This window comes from Vibrio penaeicida (genome assembly GCF_019977755.1).
In the GTDB taxonomy this organism is placed as follows: domain Bacteria; phylum Pseudomonadota; class Gammaproteobacteria; order Enterobacterales; family Vibrionaceae; genus Vibrio; species Vibrio penaeicida.
This window is the reverse complement of record NZ_AP025145.1, coordinates 2,030,148-2,045,829: the sequence shown is the minus strand read 5'-3', so window position 1 is coordinate 2,045,829 and position 15,682 is coordinate 2,030,148. Positions and strand designations below refer to the sequence as shown.

Genomic DNA, 15,682 nt, shown 5'->3' with positions numbered 1-15,682 from the left:
ATTGGTTTTTTTATGAATTGGATTTTTATGAATTGGTTTTCATGAATATCTTAACAAAGCAGCAACATCCTGTGAGGGGATAAAACGTGAAATCATACGCATACCTATTATCTCAGTATGATTCTTTGTTCCGTTTTTCTGATGGTTTTGGAGGAAGTGTCATATTGGATCCTTTACATCATTTTGAGATCACTTCTATGACTTGAAGAAATATCTCAATATGAGTTTGAACTCATAAAATTCCTTTCCTACGCTCAGTTGAAATCCAACGTAAACAACGCAAGCAGAGAGCTAGTGATGGGAAATCAAAAAGACATAAAATTCCAAACTGCGAATACTCCAACGTATGGTCGCAGCCTTTTCCGTGAAGAGACCCCCAATAACAAAATGCCCGAGATGGAGCATGATCCACAAGCGGTGTATCGCTTTATCCGAGATGAACTTCAATTGGATGGAAACCCAACATTGAACATGGCTTCTTTCGTGACAACAGTGATGGATGAAGAAGCCAACCAGCTCATTAAAGACAACTTGGGTAAGAACTATATTGATGGTGAGGTGTACAACCGAACGTTGGAAATTGAACAGCGTTGTGTGCGTATGTTGCTTGATTTGTTTAACGCGCCCAATGACATGAAAACAGCGGAAGAATTGGCACACAACAAAGACATTCCAAGTGGGTGGGGAACGGTGGCAATTGGTTCCTCAGAAGCCCTAATGTTGTGTGCGCTTTCTCATAAAGAGCAATGGAAAAAGAACCGCAAAGCGAACGGGCGTTCCTACGATAGACCCAATATTGTAATAGGCTCGGATGTACATATTACGTGGGTAAAATACGCACAATACTTTGATGTGGATATCAAGTGGATTCCGATCACGGAAGAAACTAACTACGTTATTACCGCAGAAGAAGTCAGAAAGGCAGTGGATGAAAACACCACCTGCGTTGTTGCGGTGATGGGGACTTCCTACACAGGGCAAAATGATCCGGTTGAAGCCATCAATAACGTGTTGGTCGAACTTAAAAATCACCCTGATCCAGATTGTCGTTTGGATGTTCCTTTACACGTTGACGGAGCCAGTGGCGGTTTTATCGAACCTTTTCGTGATCACAGCGAAACACCCGAATTAAAATGGGACTTCAAACTAGAGCAGGTAAAAACCATTAATGTTTCTGGGCATAAGTTTGGTTTAGTTTACCCAGGGGTAGGGTGGGCGCTTTGGAAAGACTTCCATGAGATCCCAGAAAAACTGTTCGTTACAACGAATGTGCTTGGATTTGATGAATCCACCTACAGCCTAAACTTCTCTCGTGGCAGTTCGATGGTGCTGGCTCAATACTATAACTTCTTACGTTTAGGTAAGCATGGTTACAGCGCTGTGGTTCAAAATTTAATGTCTCTTGCTCAGGATCTATCAGCAGGGTTGGGATCTTTGAGGTTAACAGTGACAGAGCAAGATAAAGAAGCTGGTGACGACGCACCAGTGACGACAATATTCGAAAACAAGTCGATATTTAAAGTGGTTAATCACGCAGAATATTTCCCAGCATCAGCTGTTAGATTGAATCTAACTTCTGAAGATCAGCCATTAACGAATAACGATACCAAAAACTATATTTACTCCGTCCATGATATTTCAGACAAGCTGAAACAGTTTGGGTGGGTGGTACCTGCATTTTCAATGCCCCTTGAAAGGCGCCCACCAACGCAAACGCAAATAGTAAAAACACCGCAAATTGCTGTTATGCGTATGGTGGTGAAAGAAGGTATTAGCCGCGATATGGTCGGTATTCTTATCCAAAACTATATCGATTCAGTGATCAAACTCGAAGAACAAGTGAGAGCAATTCAGGATTCGACTAAGACATACAAAGCGACGGTGACATTCGATGCTGACAGTGCTAAATCGTCGAGCGATCTGGTAGAAAAAGCGTGCGTTAAAGTGACTTACTTGCAGTTGTCTGAATCCCGCGAGCGCAGTGTAATTGCAGGTGCGAAGTAACGAGTTTGTTTAGCTCTATAAGATAGAAGAACAAAAAGGGTCGCTACGAAAATTGGGGGACGGTAGCGACCAAACTCTCATTCAAGGATACAAGATTTAACGTATTGGCATTTCCACTGATATCACTGAACGATCGTCAAAGAATTCTGTGGTTGTCGAACCTTTCAAGTTTTTACAGCTCGAAACTTTTGCGAAATCGAGTTCTTCGATACGCGAATGTTCTTTCTCCCAGTCTTGGATTTTTGTTCCATGCGGTATGGTTAAATAACCGTCAGTGAAAAACTCCAATGTATTTACATCGTCTAAGCTAATGGTTGTGTCAATGACGTCATCCATCAAAGGGACACTGCCATTTAGGGTACTAAATCCAAGGGCGTGCCCTTCTCGATTGGCGTAAGCTTTCTGGCTGACAATCCCCTTAAGAACAAACTGTTCGATGTCTTCACTTCCCGCAACTTGACTGTGTTGATCAAGTACCTCTGCAAGTATTGTGTCGACATCATGTTTGCTGATGAATTGGCATTTCAGCCCTCGTTCTAAGCCGTGAAAAGACATTTCCCGTGTTAGCTGCTCTAACGCATCGAGCTCCGTGACCGCTTTTTTAAGGCTTTGGTATATGGCGACTCTTGCGGTTGTTGCGATTGAATCGACCGGTTTGTGGTAGCAGTACACGTCGGTACCATTTACTCGAATACCTGAGTCTCCAATGCCAATTATTCGGACATGTTGATCAATAAAGATAGCCATCGACAAGGTTGTTGATGGACCATAAATAAAGCTTTTTCTTGTCAACTGTTGAGCAAAGCGACTGGAGATAGCCCGTAAAATAGACCCTGAGGACGACTCCATCATTCGCTTGTCACTGAAAAGCCCGGCACAAATTTCCCCAACGGAATGGGACGCATATCGACCAGAACTTTCCTGCATCATATATGGGTCAGTTGCTCCATCTAATATTGCAATGACATTGCCAGGAATGATCAGCATAGCGTCATCCCCCGAGGTTTGATTATTACGATACTTTGAACGCGAAAAGGCACTTATATTCATGGTATTACTCTAATGATGAAATGTTTAAACAAATGATGATTCACTGTCATCAGAGAAACGGAAAACCGTGTAAACACAAAGGCCAGTGCTCACCAATAGAATGGTCGATAGCGCCGCGGCAATACCAAACTCTCCATCCAATACAGAAATGTAGATTTTAATTGGCATCGTCACTGTACCGGAGTTGTACAGAATTAATGTCGATGACAGCTCGTTAATGGCGGTGATGAAGCTCATTAACGCCCCAACTATTAGTCCAGGTAATATCAGCGGAACTGTTACGGTAACAAACGCTTTTAATGGGTTAGCACCTAGGTTTATAGCGGCTTCTTCCAGTGAAGGCTTGATTTGTCTTAGATTGGTTGTTGTCGATCGTACGCCGTAAGGCAGTCGCCTGATAAAGTAGATCATGACAATAATCGCAGCTGTCCCAGTGAGGTCAAAATACCCAGTCCTGAACGTGGTGACGAAGCCAATGGCGATCACAACTCCAGGGACGAGGTATGGGACCATCATCAACAAGTCGATCATGCCGGACGTTTTGGTATCGCGACGAACAATCAGATAAGAAATAAGACCAGAGAACACAGCGATGAGCGCTACAGCAATAAGCGCAAAAGTAAAGCTATTCACAATAGCTTCGGGTGCATCACTGATTACTCGAGCGTAACTTTGCAGGCTAAATCCGCCTGTGAATACTGGACCATTGGTCTGCAAGAAGGAGGTATATACCACCACCATCGTTGGCAACATTGCGACCAATACCACGGTGTAGCAAAACACGTGAACCAGTACGTTTTGTAATCCTTTTAACTGGAATACTACTGGTCGGTTAGTTAGTGCACTGGCATAACGACGCTTAGCTAATATTTTACGTTGAGCCAAAAGCGCAAGCATGGAAATCGCCATCATCACTAAAGAAATGGTCACCGCCATCGTTGGTTTTCCACCTAGCTCAGAGGTGTAGGCTGAAAACGCAATGGTTGAAAGGGTTCTGAAACCGCGCCCTAGAATCGCTGGTGTACCAAAATCCGCAATAGATAGAACGAAACATATGATGGCACCGGTACTTACGGCTGGAAAAACAAGCGGTAAGGTGACTTTAAAGAAACGTTCAAGCGCATTGCATCCAAGGTTTTCTGCGGCATCTTCGAAAGATTTATTTACGGATTTAAGGGCTGTTTGCGTCATCAAATACACAAAAGGGAAAAACTTTAAAGTGAACACTAAAATCACACCACCCGCGCCATAAATCGTGGGTGTTTCAATTCCGAACTGCGCAAAAAAGTTAGTAACGAAACCATTCGCACCAAACATCATAATCCACGCATATGCGCCGATAAACGGAGGCGCTACCAGAACTAAAATGGCTAAAGTTGATATAAATTGTTTTCCCAAAATGTGGAATCGCGCAGTGAAGAACGCAAGGGGTACACCGATTAAGCATGCGCCAAGTGTTCCCATAAAGCCGACATAGAGTGAGTTTTTCAGCCCTGTCAGGTAGTAGTTTTTAGTAAAAACCTTAATGTAGTTATCAAGTGTGAATGCACCTGTATCGGCATCAAAAAAGCTCACTACAAATACACTGAAAATGGGTAATATCAGTAAAACGAACAATATGGCGACAGTCGCCATGGAAGTGAGTGACCAGAAATCCAATTGTCTGATTTTGAAGAATATTCCTTCCGGTGAAGCAATATGTGAGGTACTCATAATCTTCTCCCCGTTTCAGTATCTTCAAACAAAGAAACGTCTTTCTGGTCAAATGCCATAAAGGCCTTGTCACCTTCTTTGATGTTCATGATGTTTTCATCTGGGCGAGTTACTGCTTTGAGTTCTTCTCCATCGCCGGTTCGACCGTGTACTTCCATTTCTCGACCGATAAAACTTACTTGTTCAACAGTCACTTTGACGACAAAGTCGCTTTCATTAGAGGGCGTCGTGTGCACAGTTATCGCTTCTGGACGTATTGCTGCCACAATGCCCTTAGATTGATTAAAATTAGCTGGGTAATCCCCAATAACTTGGCTGTTACTCAACAATGCCAATCGGTTGGCTTGATTGAACGTTTTTAGAAAATTGTTTCCTCCAACAAAGTTTGCGACGAAACGGTTTGCTGGGCAGTTATAGACTTCAAACGGAGGTGCGGCTTGTTGAATAATGCCTTTGTACATAACGCAAACCGTGTCCGACATCGCCAGCGCTTCTTCTTGATCGTGTGTCACGTATACCGTTGTCATGCCCATTCGTTGCTGAATCTTTCGCAGTTCAGCCCGTAAGTCGACTCGTAACTTGGCATCTAAGTTGGATAAGGGTTCATCCATAAGCAATACGGTTGGGTTAATGACGATAGCCCTAGCAAGCCCGACCCGTTGTTGCTGACCTCCACTGAGCTCGTGGGGCATGCGCTTGGCAAATTCAGACAGTTGCACCATCTTCAATGCCTCTATAACACGGTTTTCCATTTCTCTTTTGGCGACTTTGCGTTGCTTTAGGCCAAATGCGACATTATCTTCCACGCTCAGATGAGGAAAGACGGCATAATCTTGAAACACCATTCCAACATCTCGTTGGTGCGCTGGCTCATTCTCTATTGATTTCGAATCAACATAAATGGTTCCGGAGTTCTGACGGTGAAATCCCGCAATTGTACGAAGTAAGGTTGTTTTCCCACACCCGCTAGGCCCCAATAGGGTGTAGAAAGAACCTGACTCAATAGAAATATTGATGTTTGACAATGCGACAACGTCACCATACTGCTTTTTTATTCCATTAATTTGTACGGCGGCCATATCAGCACCTCTTTAGTTTGATTAGAAGAGGCAGTGGCTCTCCCATAAGCCACTGCTTAATACATGGTTCTATAGGCGTGAAGCGATATAGAACTTATTTGAGAAAATTACTGAACGTCTAGCACCCAATCTGCCCAATTCTCTACAAGGCGAGAGCGGTTTTCTGCCGCCCATTTAAAGTCGTAATCCATTACCGGGACCTGATTTAACGGGATAAGAAGTGAGTTGGATTCCACATCATCGCGTACTGGTCGGCGACCGAGAGAAGCGACAACTTTTTGCCCTTCTTCTGAGAGAATGAAATCAATGAATTTCTCAGCACCTTTGCCATTTGGGCTCCCCGCAACTTTTGCAATAGCATCGGGTGCGAGTGCTGTCCCTTCAGATGGGTATACGATCTGCACTGGCCCTCCCCCTTCTTTATATTGAAGAGCTGCGTCTTCCAAAGTAATTCCGATCGGTGACTCGCCATCATTAACAAATCGAGGAACGGCTCCAGAACTATTGGAGAGGACAAAGTTTTTCAACATGCCTTTGTAAATAAGGGCGGCTTGTTCTTCAATTGAATAGGTCTGCATGACCGTTGCATATTGAATAAATGCCGAGCCTGAACGATCTGCTCTTGCAGAGGAAATCAAGTTTTTATAGATGGGCTTAGACAAATCTTCCCAACTTGAAGGTACAGGAAGACCTTTCAGTTTTGCTTCGTTGACGATAAAGACCATGACCACGGCGGTAAATGGAGACCATATTTCACTTTTAACCAGCCCAGGAATGATGCTTTTCGCGTGTACAGATTTGTACGGGCTAAATAGCTTAGGATTGAAATCGATTACAGTTCCATCGACACTCCACAGAACATCCGCGACAGGTTTGTCATTTTCTGCTGTGAGGCGGTTTAGTAACTCCCCAGACCCTGCTTTGATAACCTGCACTTCAATGCCAGTCTGTTTTTCAAACTTGGGTACGAGGGCATCCACAAACTTTTGAGGTGCGGCTGTATACACAGTGATCACTTCTGCGGCATGTGAATTCAGTGCCACAAGCCCTATGGCTGCTATAGATAGTACTTTTGACGTATATCTGTACATAAATCGCATACTTTTTCTCCCTTTTGCTTTTGTCAACTTCCTTATTGATGATTTTGATACTAACATTAATTTACATAATGTAAATTAATGTTGATGACAGAAATGTTACAGTGAGGTTAATTTTGAAGTTGATCAAAATTTGCTTATATTGGATTTCATTGGGGTGCGGACAGTGAGATGATCAGAAAAACGAATAAAATGAAGTAAATGGATTGAAAAATGGTTGTAAACATTTTTGCGAAGTTGAACATTCGCCGGATCGTGGCACACATCCGAAGGCACGGACCTCAAACGCGAGCTACTTTGACGAAAGAGCTCAGTGTTACACCAGCAACCATCACTCGATTAATCAGCGAATTGCTTGAACACGATGTGGTAGAAGAGATACCGGATCCTTCAAAAATAGGTCAAAAAGGGTTTCCTTCCAAGTTGCTAAAGCTCAAGTCCGAAAGTTTGTTGACGACAGGAGTCTATTTTGACCCAGATACATTGTTTACTTGTGTGGCAGATCTTGAGGGAAACATTGTTTCAGAAGAGCAGTTTTCTATTGAGGACCGTGGGTTTCATACCATTTTGACAAAAGCCAGTGAGAGCATTCATCAACAGCTTTCTCAATCTGGGAGTGATGTATCTAGGGTGGTTGGGTGCGGGGTCAGTTACCCTGGTCAGCACACCGATACACCAGGAAGAACGCTTAAAACACAACAATTTGCTGACTGGCCTTCTATTGATTTTCACAATGATTTAGCAAAATATTTTGAGTTTCCTGTTTTTCATATTAATGATGCAAAAGCAGCGTGTCTTGCAGAGCTTTACTACGGTGTCTGTAAGTCTCATCAACATTATTGTTACATTTGGTTGTCATACGGCATTGGTGGCGCAGCCGTTATCGATCAAAGTCTTTACTTAGGGCACAGTCAAGTGGCTGCGGAGTTTTCGGGGCTGTTTCCTAAATCCAAGCCAAGACCATCGGGTCAAGACCTGTTAGACACCTTAGTGAAAGAAGGCATTAGTTTAGAGCGACTGGATCAATTAACGGATGAACACCTTGCGATGCCTTGTGTAAAAGAATGGGTGGTGCGCTCGATAGAGCAGATAAAGTGGCTCTGCTTAGTTATTGCTCGGACTTTTGCTCCAGATGCGATTGTGATTGGAGGCACATTACATTCTAGTTTGATTAATCAGATCCAAAAAGCGGTGAGTGGTGAGAACGAATTGGGTGAAGATTTTTCTATTAATCCACCCAAAATATTGAGAGCTACAACGGATGAGCAACCTCAGCTCGGTGCTGCGGTACTGCCCATCGATGAACTTATCAACCCAGCGAGATACCAAGGTAGGATTCACAAATCCGACCGTTAGAACTCAACGCAGGTATGCGATTTTCAAACTGTGCAACAAGTGTTGTGTAAGGCTTATTATCCAAAACGACCAATTCTACCTATATATTTGAAGTCACCATTTTGCTACTATCAGCGTTTACACGTTACGGGAATAAAGGTGGTTTTCGATATGAGTATAAAAGGATGTAGTATTTTAGCGGTTTTTGTTGTTTTTATATTCCAATCAGTAGCTTCAGCAGCAACGTTCAAGGAAGTACAGGATTGCCGAGCTCATCTTCACTTCCTTGTTAATGACAGGCTAAAATCCTCTCCTCCTCAATACCCTGCGGGAGAGATTGAGAACATTCGTCAGGAGCTAAAAAAGTACGATGATTTTATTGAGCAAACCATAATTACTCCTGCAATAGCAGAAGCAAGTAATGGTGATACATCGAAGTATAAGGAAATAGGCGAGAAAATATCGAAAAACAAAGCGATACTGACCACCAACTTAAAAAAGAGATTTCCAGAAAATCGCATATACATAGAACAGGTCTTAGCCATCGATACGTGCTCAAAAGCGATACGCCTCAAAGGAGAGGCAAAAAAATCACTGGATGATGCCGTTAGTAGCATGCTTCGGTTTGGAATGCAGAAATAGAGAATATCAACCAACGCCCAACCCGAATAAAATGAGGGCTAGGCGCCGTTACTTTTGGATTTAAGTTAGTTTAGATACAGATCTTTTATTTTGAACCAGCCACCCTCACAGCCTTGTATCGTTACTGTCAGCTTATGCCCAGATGCTTTTGCAGTCAGGATCATAGATTTGATGACACCATCAGATGTAGCGACACCTGCCCATCCATTATTTCCAGGGCATTGATTGGTGCGAATTGCGTTGGGAAACCCACCATTTAGTTGCAGCGCAATCGCACCGTTGGGGTTAGCGAAGATCTTTCCCACCGTGTTGGTGTCTTGGGAATAAGGTGTTGCGTTCGCACTTCCAAAAAACAGTATTGTGGAAATACATAAAGCCTTTTTAAACATAGATCCTTCCGTAGTTGATTGATTCACGAGTTTTTGAATGGATTATCGTGAGTAAACGACGCTATACAGCTCGCATACTGAATTGCTAGAGCCTGCCCATTTCTTTTCTGGGTTGGCGTAAAGCGTGACAGAAGTGTTTGCCTGGTATGCAGCTAGAAGCATACTCAATGTTGATTCATATCCCGCGCTCGATTTGTCAATGAAGTAGCCGTGCGAACAAGACGTACTGTTTGTGTTTAGCTGAACGTATACATCCCCATTACCAAATTTGGTATAAGCAATGAGCCTTTTTATAGAGCCAGTAGGCGATGCTTCCGGTGTAAATGCGTGACTGATGTTAGTTAAACTCATGGATATAAAGAGCACAGATAGAATGGTTTTCATAGTAATGACCGTAAGAAGGTTTGGTTCGTTAAGTTGGTTTATTTCATTTGTACAACAATGTAGTTAAAAGTTGGATAGTTGCCATAACATTGTTCGACGACATTAAACCTCACTTTTTTTCCAGCTGCAGATGCCGTCATGAGTAAGCTTAACGTTTCCTTTCCAGAGGCAGCATTATCTTTATTCCAACGAATAGATGTCGAACGACATTTCGATGGCCCTACTGCCGTATCCAAGGTTGCATAACAAGTACCATCGTTAAGGTGGCATCCTAGTTGAGTGATCTCACGCCATCCAGAACTGGCCGTTGCGAAATGAGAGGTCATAAGAAGCACAGATAGAGTAAAAAGTCGTTTCATGGGGTTACCTTGAGGCTTAAATTAGTAGGTTAACTTATTGATAATATGTAAATTATCATGAGTGCTATTGATTGCCTTTGAGTATGCCACGGTAGATAGATACTTTTTGCACATTGATCAAGAAATTCAGCCTAACTCTCAGTTATTTATGAGAAAAATATGATTTGCTGACCATATGTGTATAACCTTCAGTCGAAAGGCTTTAACGAACCCTCTCCTCTCCAAGATAACCAGCGTAACTTCTCCCTAATAAATAGATATTACTCAATTAAACCTATTAGAAATGATAGCTATCAATAATCTCACTATAAGAATTGATAGTTTTATTTATTTATAGATTTAATAGAATGGCAACACTTCAAGAGAGCAGCAGACTGGAATATAAGACTACTAAACATGAATATTAAAAAAGTAGGATTAATCATTGGAGCTATCATTATAGTTCTGTTAACGATATATAGAATCGTCAATACTGATCGCTCTGGATTAGCGTTGATTGAATGTAGCCAAGATAAATATGTCGATACCTACGTAAACTTCTATGTAGATGCAGATATTTTGGTGAGTACAGAAGAGGCGATTATTAAGAATCGATTGGATAAGTTTGTCGTTACATCAAATGAGATATTACGAAAATCTTGTATTCCAATAAAGCGCCACGTAGGAGAAGTAATATTCATTGATACCAGTATGGTGGATTTAAACAAAATACATTTTAGTGATCCAGTATCTATGGCAAAGAATATACTTGAATCTGCAGGGTACGAAGGCGTTATAGAGCTGCATGATCAGCAGCCAGGTGTTTATTTAGCTATTGTTTACGGTAATAGATATAAATCGAGAACAGAAAATTTCGATGGGATGGTCAATTTCAACCTGAGTAAGAGTGCATTTATATTGTCGTATAGCACAGCCAGCCATATATTGGAGCACGAGATCGGTCATTTAGCTGGGGCGTTGCATCAAAACTCCGATATTGACTATCTTAAAAAACACTATATCCATGATGATAGTTTTATTAAATCTTACACTGGTGGATATCAATGTTCAGGAAAGACAACATTAATGTATATCGGCGTTGGGGGAAGCGGAACTTTCCTCGATAACCTGAAAGTGTATTCAAGCCCAGATATTAAATTTAATGGAAAGCCTTGTGGTAATGAAGCCACTGGGGATAACAGAAGAATAATGATTGAGCATTCGATTGAAATAAATAATGCTAGGCAAGGATTATAAATAATAGTTTTAATGTGCTTTATGATATTTGGCTCTAGATCGTCAAGCATAACAATAACACCATAATAATAGGTGTGATATTTAGAGCTAATCTAAGATTTTATTGCGTAATAATTGTATGTAGCAATTAATTAATTACTAAAACCAGGAGTTTTAAAATGATCAAAGTAACTTGTAAGCAACACAAAGCAAACGAATCTACCTTTAACGAAGCAAAGTTAGAGCAAATGGTAAATGAAACAGCCTTCGGACGTAGCAGTGGTGGAACAGCTGGCGCTATTGCTGGCGGAAACGGTGGTACATCTACAGGTGGTGGTAGCGGCAGCTGTGCTGGTGGAGCTGCTGGCGTTTAATGACTGCCACAAACTAACAGCAATCAACAATCTTTCAATTATTTTATTAAAACTAGGAACTTAACATGATCAAAGTAACTTGTAAGCAACACAAAACCGATGATTCAGCTTTCAACGAAGAAAAACTAGAGAAAATGGTTAGCGACACAGCGTTTGGTCGCAGCAGCGGGGGTACAGCAAAATCCCTTTCGAAAGCATTTAGCTCTTCTAGTACTTCAACAAGTACTGGTACTGGTAGTGGTAGCTGTGCTGGTGGAGCGGCTGGCGTTTAATGACTGCCACAAGCTAACAGTAATCAACAATCTTTCAATTATTTTATTAAAACTAGGAACTTAACATGATCAAAGTAACTTGTAAGCAACACAAAACCGATGATTCAGCTTTCAACGAAGAAAAACTAGAGAAAATGGTTAGCGACACAGCGTTTGGTCGCAGCAGTGCGGGCAGAGCAGAAGCCATTGCAAACGCAAGTAACTCTTCTAGCACCTCAACAGGTACTGGTAGCGGTAGCTGCGCTGGTGGAGCGGCCGGCGTTTAAATAGCGTTAGCGATTAACACTAGCGTAGATGCAATGAAAAATATTAAGGAATTAAAGTGATTAAGGTTAGATGTCAACAACACAAAACGGATGAATCAACGTTTATCTTTACAGATTTAGATCAATTGGTAGCAGAAACTGGATTTGGGCGTAGCAGTGTGGCGGGAGCCAGAGCAGTATCAGGCGGTAGTACGTCGGGAACAGGAACTGGTAGCTCCGCAGCTGGAGCGGCTGGCGTTTAAATTGTGTTATGGCTGGTAAATAATCAGCTATAACATAAGTAACCTCAAGATGCTTATATAGTGAGCCCCTTGTAATGGTAGGAATAACCGGCTTTCTGACAAGACATCGATATGAAATCTAGTCGTTCTAACTCAGGAGCCGGTAATGCAGTAAGGCAGCTTCCATAGCAGTCCGTATTTTGTTCTATACCATTGTCATCGAACTGGAACAGAATATGTTGCAGTTCCCCTATTCTCGGGGTTATTAAAATAAATATTACTATTTACTTCGAAATGATTTAACAATTATATGAAAATATCCGACAAGTTATCTAAAGAGTTTTTGGAACAATATAATTCAATTTCAATAAATGATACAAGTTATGTTGGTATTCAAAGTATTAAAATTAATGAAGGAATTGATTTTAAAAAAAGTCAATCAGATAAGATTTTACATTTTGTTTGGTTAGGTATTCCGAGCGAAGCGATAGATATATATTTGAGGGTTTGGAAGCATCATTACCCTAGTTATAGAATAATACTGTGGTATGACAGTGAATTTATTTTATCAGGTGTATACAGAGAGCAACTCAATCTCAAAGACCGTTTAAAGGAAAAAGTAAAAGTTTTACTCGAAAGACAAGATTCACTTTACGAAGAATTCTTGAGTATAAAAGGAGAAAATCCGCTCGAAGAGCTTTTAGAGTCTCATGATATCAAAGAATTTGATAGAAATAATGAAATTTGTAAAATTAAAAATAATTACTCATTCGTTGATGTGAGAGATATAAGGGAAGAAAGGGTTCTTTATAGTAATGAAGTAGAAAAATGTTATACAAAGGAAGTCATTCTTAGAGCTAACCTTGCATGTGCAAGTGATATTTTAAGACTCTGCATATTGAAAAAATTTGGTGGGGTGTATTTAGATGTCGATACGCTTCCCTGCTTAGACCATATTTTTAAAGTCGCAAAAAATAGCTTACCTCATGATGTTTTTTATTGTAAAGAAATAGAAGAATACAAAAGTTCACTATACCTAGAAAAATTTTCAAAAAAACAAAAAGAAGAAAATAGCGTACTAGCAAAACATGGCTGTAATCTTGAACGTTTTTCGCATGAACACATAAAACTGCTACAACAAGATATTAGAGAGCACAATATAGAAGATATTGTAGAAAAGCCCTTTATGATGCATGAAAAGTTTCTAATGCTAGGAGTGGATAAAGTAGAAAAAAATGCGTTTTATAATAATGTGATAGTGGCTAAGAAAGAATCTAGGACACTCTCAATTTTAATTATAGAAATTTTAAAAAGATATCGAGAAATAGAAAATAAAAATTATGATAATTATGAAACCGCCAAGAAATACAATGAAATATACAACAAAGGTTATTTAGGGCGCTTAGTCGGATATCGATTAGATGGATTAGTTGACATCCCTAACACCACTATCTCTCTTACGGGACCAAACGTTATTTTGGAAGTACTACTGGGATTGGCATACAAGGTGTTGAAACTTAGTAAACAGCATGACCCCATAAAAGTTGCCGCAATACTGCAGTCGGAAAAGTATGGAATTGTTTGCGGAAACTTAATTACTCACACTAATGAACAAAGTAAATCATCATGGATGTAGCACGAGTTGATAATCAATTTTTACTCATAAACACAATTAAGAAATACGCAAAGACAATATTTGTAATTATCGCGATGGCGTGTGTTTGTAACGTCCTCTCGCTGGCGATTCCTTTATCGTTTATGGCAATAATCGATCGGGTATTGATCTCTTCTGGATACTCAACATTACTCGTCATTTCTTTTTTCTTAGTGGTCAACGCATTGGTTGAGTCTGTAATTAGTTATTACAGATCATATGTTTACAACTGGTTTAGTAGCTGCGTTATCTCCGAATTTTCTGGTGGGTTCTTTAAAAAGTTAATGACGTTAAACATGTCATTTTTTAGAGAGAGATCGACAGCAGAGCACATCACCAGAGTTGGAGAGCTCTATCGAATTAAAGATTACATAAGTAATTGGCTCCTTTCATATTTAGTTGATTTTCTGTTTCTTTTTGTATACGCACTGGTTATGTTTTTGGTTAGTCCATTGCTGACGATTATCATTCTGGCATCGGTACCTTTCCATATCATGCAGTACTTTTATCTTGGACCCAAGATAAGAAAAAACAATGAACGTTTTTTTGGAGAAAACATAGGCCTAAATAATTCAATGCTAGACGGCATTAATAATATCGAAATGATAAAAATCTCAAATAAAGAGAAAAAGTATACGGAAAAGATATCGTCTTCATTGAGTCATTCACTTACAGCAGGTTTCAAGCTATCAAATACAGAAGCACTTTCGACAGAAGCGTCACTCTTAATCTCTAAGATTTTTGAAACCCTGATTATATTTTCAGGTGCCTATTTAGTTTTGAATGGCAATTTGTCACTAGGAGAGCTAGTTGCATTTACTCTTATCAAGGATAGAGTGACCCAACCATTGATAAGGCTAGCATCGCTTTGGGAAGAATACTGCCAGTTCAAATTATCAAAAGATAGAGTAGATGTTGTATTCAAAGAAACCAGTGAAGTTGACACTGGGAAAAAAGTAGAGCAAATACATAATATTAAATTTGATTCTGTCTCTACCTATATCAATAAAAAAGTGGTCGTGGATAACATAAGCTTCGAATGTAATAAAGGCAGCATTACCAGCATAATCGGAGAATCAGGATCTGGAAAGTCCACGTTATTAAAAATTGTTCCAAAACTTATTAATATTGATGGCGGTAAGGTATTCATCAATGAAGAAAACTTAAATGGAATTAATTTAAAAAGTCTTCGAGACAATATCGCATACGTTGGACAGGAGTGTCATATTGTGAATGGTACTGTAAAAGATAATATCCTTATTAATTCTTCAAGAAAGGATGACGAGTGGCTCAGTTATGTTTGTCGATTGTCTTGTTGCCATGATTTTATTCTTGATCTAGAAGAGGGATTCGACACCTTAATTGGAGAAGGTGGTAATAACCTTTCTGGCGGTCAAAAACAGAGAATTACTATTGCTAGGTGTATTGCAGCAGATCGAGACGTTTTATTATTGGATGAACCCACCAGTGCATTAGATTCTGAAACAGAACAAATAATCGTGAGTAACTTGAAGGAATATTCCCAAGATAGAATTGTGTTAGTGGCGACTCATAGAAAAGAAATACTCAATATTTCTGATGATGTAATTGATTTTACACCCAGTATTAAATGATTTTGGATGCGACCA

17 protein-coding genes are annotated in these 15,682 nt (G+C 40.3%); 10 read left to right on the top strand and 7 right to left on the bottom strand.

Translation table 11 applies throughout. The annotated features are described in order from the left end of the window. Positions 1–297: 297 nt before the first annotated feature. Positions 298–2,004 carry a glutamate decarboxylase gene (locus LDO37_RS27415; RefSeq protein WP_126606809.1) on the top strand — a complete coding sequence of 569 codons (1,707 nt, stop codon included), beginning with the start codon at positions 298–300 and terminating at the stop codon, positions 2,002–2,004. Between the two features lie 96 nt (positions 2,005–2,100). Here LDO37_RS27415 and LDO37_RS27410 read toward each other — a convergent pair whose 3' ends face one another. The 4 genes from LDO37_RS27410 to LDO37_RS27395 all read right to left on the bottom strand — a co-directional run bounded on the left by LDO37_RS27410 (position 2,101) and on the right by LDO37_RS27395 (position 6,946). Further along, positions 2,101–2,991, bottom strand: coding sequence for a hypothetical protein (locus tag LDO37_RS27410; RefSeq protein WP_126606808.1), 891 nt, complete (start codon positions 2,989–2,991; stop codon positions 2,101–2,103). A gap of 87 nt (positions 2,992–3,078) precedes the next feature. Beyond that, positions 3,079–4,767 carry an ABC transporter permease gene (locus LDO37_RS27405; protein ID WP_126606807.1) on the bottom strand — a complete coding sequence of 563 codons (1,689 nt, stop codon included), beginning with the start codon at positions 4,765–4,767 and terminating at the stop codon, positions 3,079–3,081. Next, entirely contained in the window at positions 4,764–5,846 is a 1,083-nt protein-coding gene (locus LDO37_RS27400; RefSeq protein ID WP_126606806.1) for an ABC transporter ATP-binding protein, read from the bottom strand. The genes LDO37_RS27405 and LDO37_RS27400 overlap by 4 nt, the downstream gene beginning before the upstream one ends. Positions 5,847–5,953: 107 nt before the next feature. After that, positions 5,954–6,946 (bottom strand): extracellular solute-binding protein, encoded by a 993-nt coding sequence (locus tag LDO37_RS27395; RefSeq protein ID WP_126606805.1) that lies wholly within the window; start codon positions 6,944–6,946, stop codon positions 5,954–5,956. A gap of 210 nt (positions 6,947–7,156) precedes the next feature. On the opposite strand from LDO37_RS27395, the gene LDO37_RS27390 reads away from it, so the two are divergent. Together LDO37_RS27390 and LDO37_RS27385 are read left to right on the top strand one after the other, a co-directional pair. Beyond that, positions 7,157–8,299 (top strand): ROK family transcriptional regulator, encoded by a 1,143-nt coding sequence (locus LDO37_RS27390; protein ID WP_126606804.1) that lies wholly within the window; start codon positions 7,157–7,159, stop codon positions 8,297–8,299. 150 nt (positions 8,300–8,449) lie between these two features. Continuing rightward, positions 8,450–8,920: a hypothetical protein gene (locus LDO37_RS27385; protein WP_126606803.1), complete on the top strand. Its 471-nt coding sequence runs from the start codon at positions 8,450–8,452 to the stop codon at positions 8,918–8,920. A gap of 65 nt (positions 8,921–8,985) precedes the next feature. On the opposite strand, the gene LDO37_RS27380 is transcribed toward LDO37_RS27385, so the two are convergent. The 3 genes from LDO37_RS27380 to LDO37_RS27370 are packed head-to-tail and all read right to left on the bottom strand — an operon-like array spanning position 8,986 to position 10,052. Then, complete coding sequence (locus LDO37_RS27380; RefSeq protein WP_126606802.1) at positions 8,986–9,309, bottom strand: hypothetical protein; 324 nt, start codon at positions 9,307–9,309, stop codon at positions 8,986–8,988. A gap of 42 nt (positions 9,310–9,351) precedes the next feature. Further along, on the bottom strand, positions 9,352–9,693 hold the full coding sequence (locus LDO37_RS27375) for a hypothetical protein (protein WP_126606801.1): 342 nt from the start codon (positions 9,691–9,693) through the stop codon (positions 9,352–9,354). A 38-nt stretch (positions 9,694–9,731) separates the two neighbouring features. After that, positions 9,732–10,052, bottom strand: coding sequence for a hypothetical protein (locus LDO37_RS27370; protein WP_126606800.1), 321 nt, complete (start codon positions 10,050–10,052; stop codon positions 9,732–9,734). A 396-nt stretch (positions 10,053–10,448) separates the two neighbouring features. Between LDO37_RS27370 and LDO37_RS27365 the strand changes: the two genes are divergently transcribed. From LDO37_RS27365 to LDO37_RS27335, 7 genes are all read left to right on the top strand, one after another. Beyond that, the gene (locus tag LDO37_RS27365) at positions 10,449–11,288 is read left to right on the top strand and encodes a hypothetical protein (RefSeq protein WP_126606799.1); all 840 of its coding nucleotides are present in this window, start codon (positions 10,449–10,451) and stop codon (positions 11,286–11,288) included. Between the two features lie 158 nt (positions 11,289–11,446). Continuing rightward, positions 11,447–11,641, top strand: a complete 195-nt coding sequence (locus LDO37_RS27360) for a hypothetical protein (RefSeq protein ID WP_101111617.1) — start codon at positions 11,447–11,449, stop codon at positions 11,639–11,641. Between the two features lie 65 nt (positions 11,642–11,706). Further along, positions 11,707–11,913 (top strand): hypothetical protein, encoded by a 207-nt coding sequence (locus tag LDO37_RS27355; RefSeq protein ID WP_224055636.1) that lies wholly within the window; start codon positions 11,707–11,709, stop codon positions 11,911–11,913. A 65-nt stretch (positions 11,914–11,978) separates the two neighbouring features. Beyond that, positions 11,979–12,179, top strand: coding sequence for a hypothetical protein (locus LDO37_RS27350; protein ID WP_126606648.1), 201 nt, complete (start codon positions 11,979–11,981; stop codon positions 12,177–12,179). 56 nt (positions 12,180–12,235) lie between these two features. Continuing rightward, complete coding sequence (locus LDO37_RS27345; protein WP_126606647.1) at positions 12,236–12,421, top strand: hypothetical protein; 186 nt, start codon at positions 12,236–12,238, stop codon at positions 12,419–12,421. Positions 12,422–12,710: 289 nt separating this feature from the next. Then, a complete protein-coding gene (locus LDO37_RS27340) occupies positions 12,711–14,036 on the top strand; it encodes a TcdA/TcdB catalytic glycosyltransferase domain-containing protein (protein WP_224056073.1) in 1,326 nt (441 codons plus the stop codon). Beyond that, positions 14,027–15,667, top strand: a complete 1,641-nt coding sequence (locus tag LDO37_RS27335) for a peptidase domain-containing ABC transporter (protein ID WP_224055635.1) — start codon at positions 14,027–14,029, stop codon at positions 15,665–15,667. Before LDO37_RS27340 ends, LDO37_RS27335 begins: the two co-directional genes overlap by 10 nt. Positions 15,668–15,682: the final 15 nt, after the last annotated feature.

Excerpts from the sequence above, each read along its gene's own strand:
- LDO37_RS27415 (WP_126606809.1), top strand. The coding sequence starts at position 298 with ATGGGAAATCAAAAAGACATAAAATTCCAAACTGCGAATACTCCAACG.
- LDO37_RS27410 (WP_126606808.1), bottom strand. The coding sequence starts at position 2,991 with ATGCTGATCATTCCTGGCAATGTCATTGCAATATTAGATGGAGCAACT.
- LDO37_RS27405 (WP_126606807.1), bottom strand. The coding sequence starts at position 4,767 with ATGAGTACCTCACATATTGCTTCACCGGAAGGAATATTCTTCAAAATC.
- LDO37_RS27400 (WP_126606806.1), bottom strand. The coding sequence starts at position 5,846 with ATGGCCGCCGTACAAATTAATGGAATAAAAAAGCAGTATGGTGACGTT.
- LDO37_RS27395 (WP_126606805.1), bottom strand. The coding sequence starts at position 6,946 with ATGCGATTTATGTACAGATATACGTCAAAAGTACTATCTATAGCAGCC.
- LDO37_RS27390 (WP_126606804.1), top strand. The coding sequence starts at position 7,157 with ATGGTTGTAAACATTTTTGCGAAGTTGAACATTCGCCGGATCGTGGCA.
- LDO37_RS27385 (WP_126606803.1), top strand. The coding sequence starts at position 8,450 with ATGAGTATAAAAGGATGTAGTATTTTAGCGGTTTTTGTTGTTTTTATA.
- LDO37_RS27380 (WP_126606802.1), bottom strand. The coding sequence starts at position 9,309 with ATGTTTAAAAAGGCTTTATGTATTTCCACAATACTGTTTTTTGGAAGT.
- LDO37_RS27375 (WP_126606801.1), bottom strand. The coding sequence starts at position 9,693 with ATGAAAACCATTCTATCTGTGCTCTTTATATCCATGAGTTTAACTAAC.
- LDO37_RS27370 (WP_126606800.1), bottom strand. The coding sequence starts at position 10,052 with ATGAAACGACTTTTTACTCTATCTGTGCTTCTTATGACCTCTCATTTC.
- LDO37_RS27365 (WP_126606799.1), top strand. The coding sequence starts at position 10,449 with ATGAATATTAAAAAAGTAGGATTAATCATTGGAGCTATCATTATAGTT.
- LDO37_RS27360 (WP_101111617.1), top strand. The coding sequence starts at position 11,447 with ATGATCAAAGTAACTTGTAAGCAACACAAAGCAAACGAATCTACCTTT.
- LDO37_RS27355 (WP_224055636.1), top strand. The coding sequence starts at position 11,707 with ATGATCAAAGTAACTTGTAAGCAACACAAAACCGATGATTCAGCTTTC.
- LDO37_RS27350 (WP_126606648.1), top strand. The coding sequence starts at position 11,979 with ATGATCAAAGTAACTTGTAAGCAACACAAAACCGATGATTCAGCTTTC.
- LDO37_RS27340 (WP_224056073.1), top strand. The coding sequence starts at position 12,711 with ATGAAAATATCCGACAAGTTATCTAAAGAGTTTTTGGAACAATATAAT.
- LDO37_RS27335 (WP_224055635.1), top strand. The coding sequence starts at position 14,027 with ATGGATGTAGCACGAGTTGATAATCAATTTTTACTCATAAACACAATT.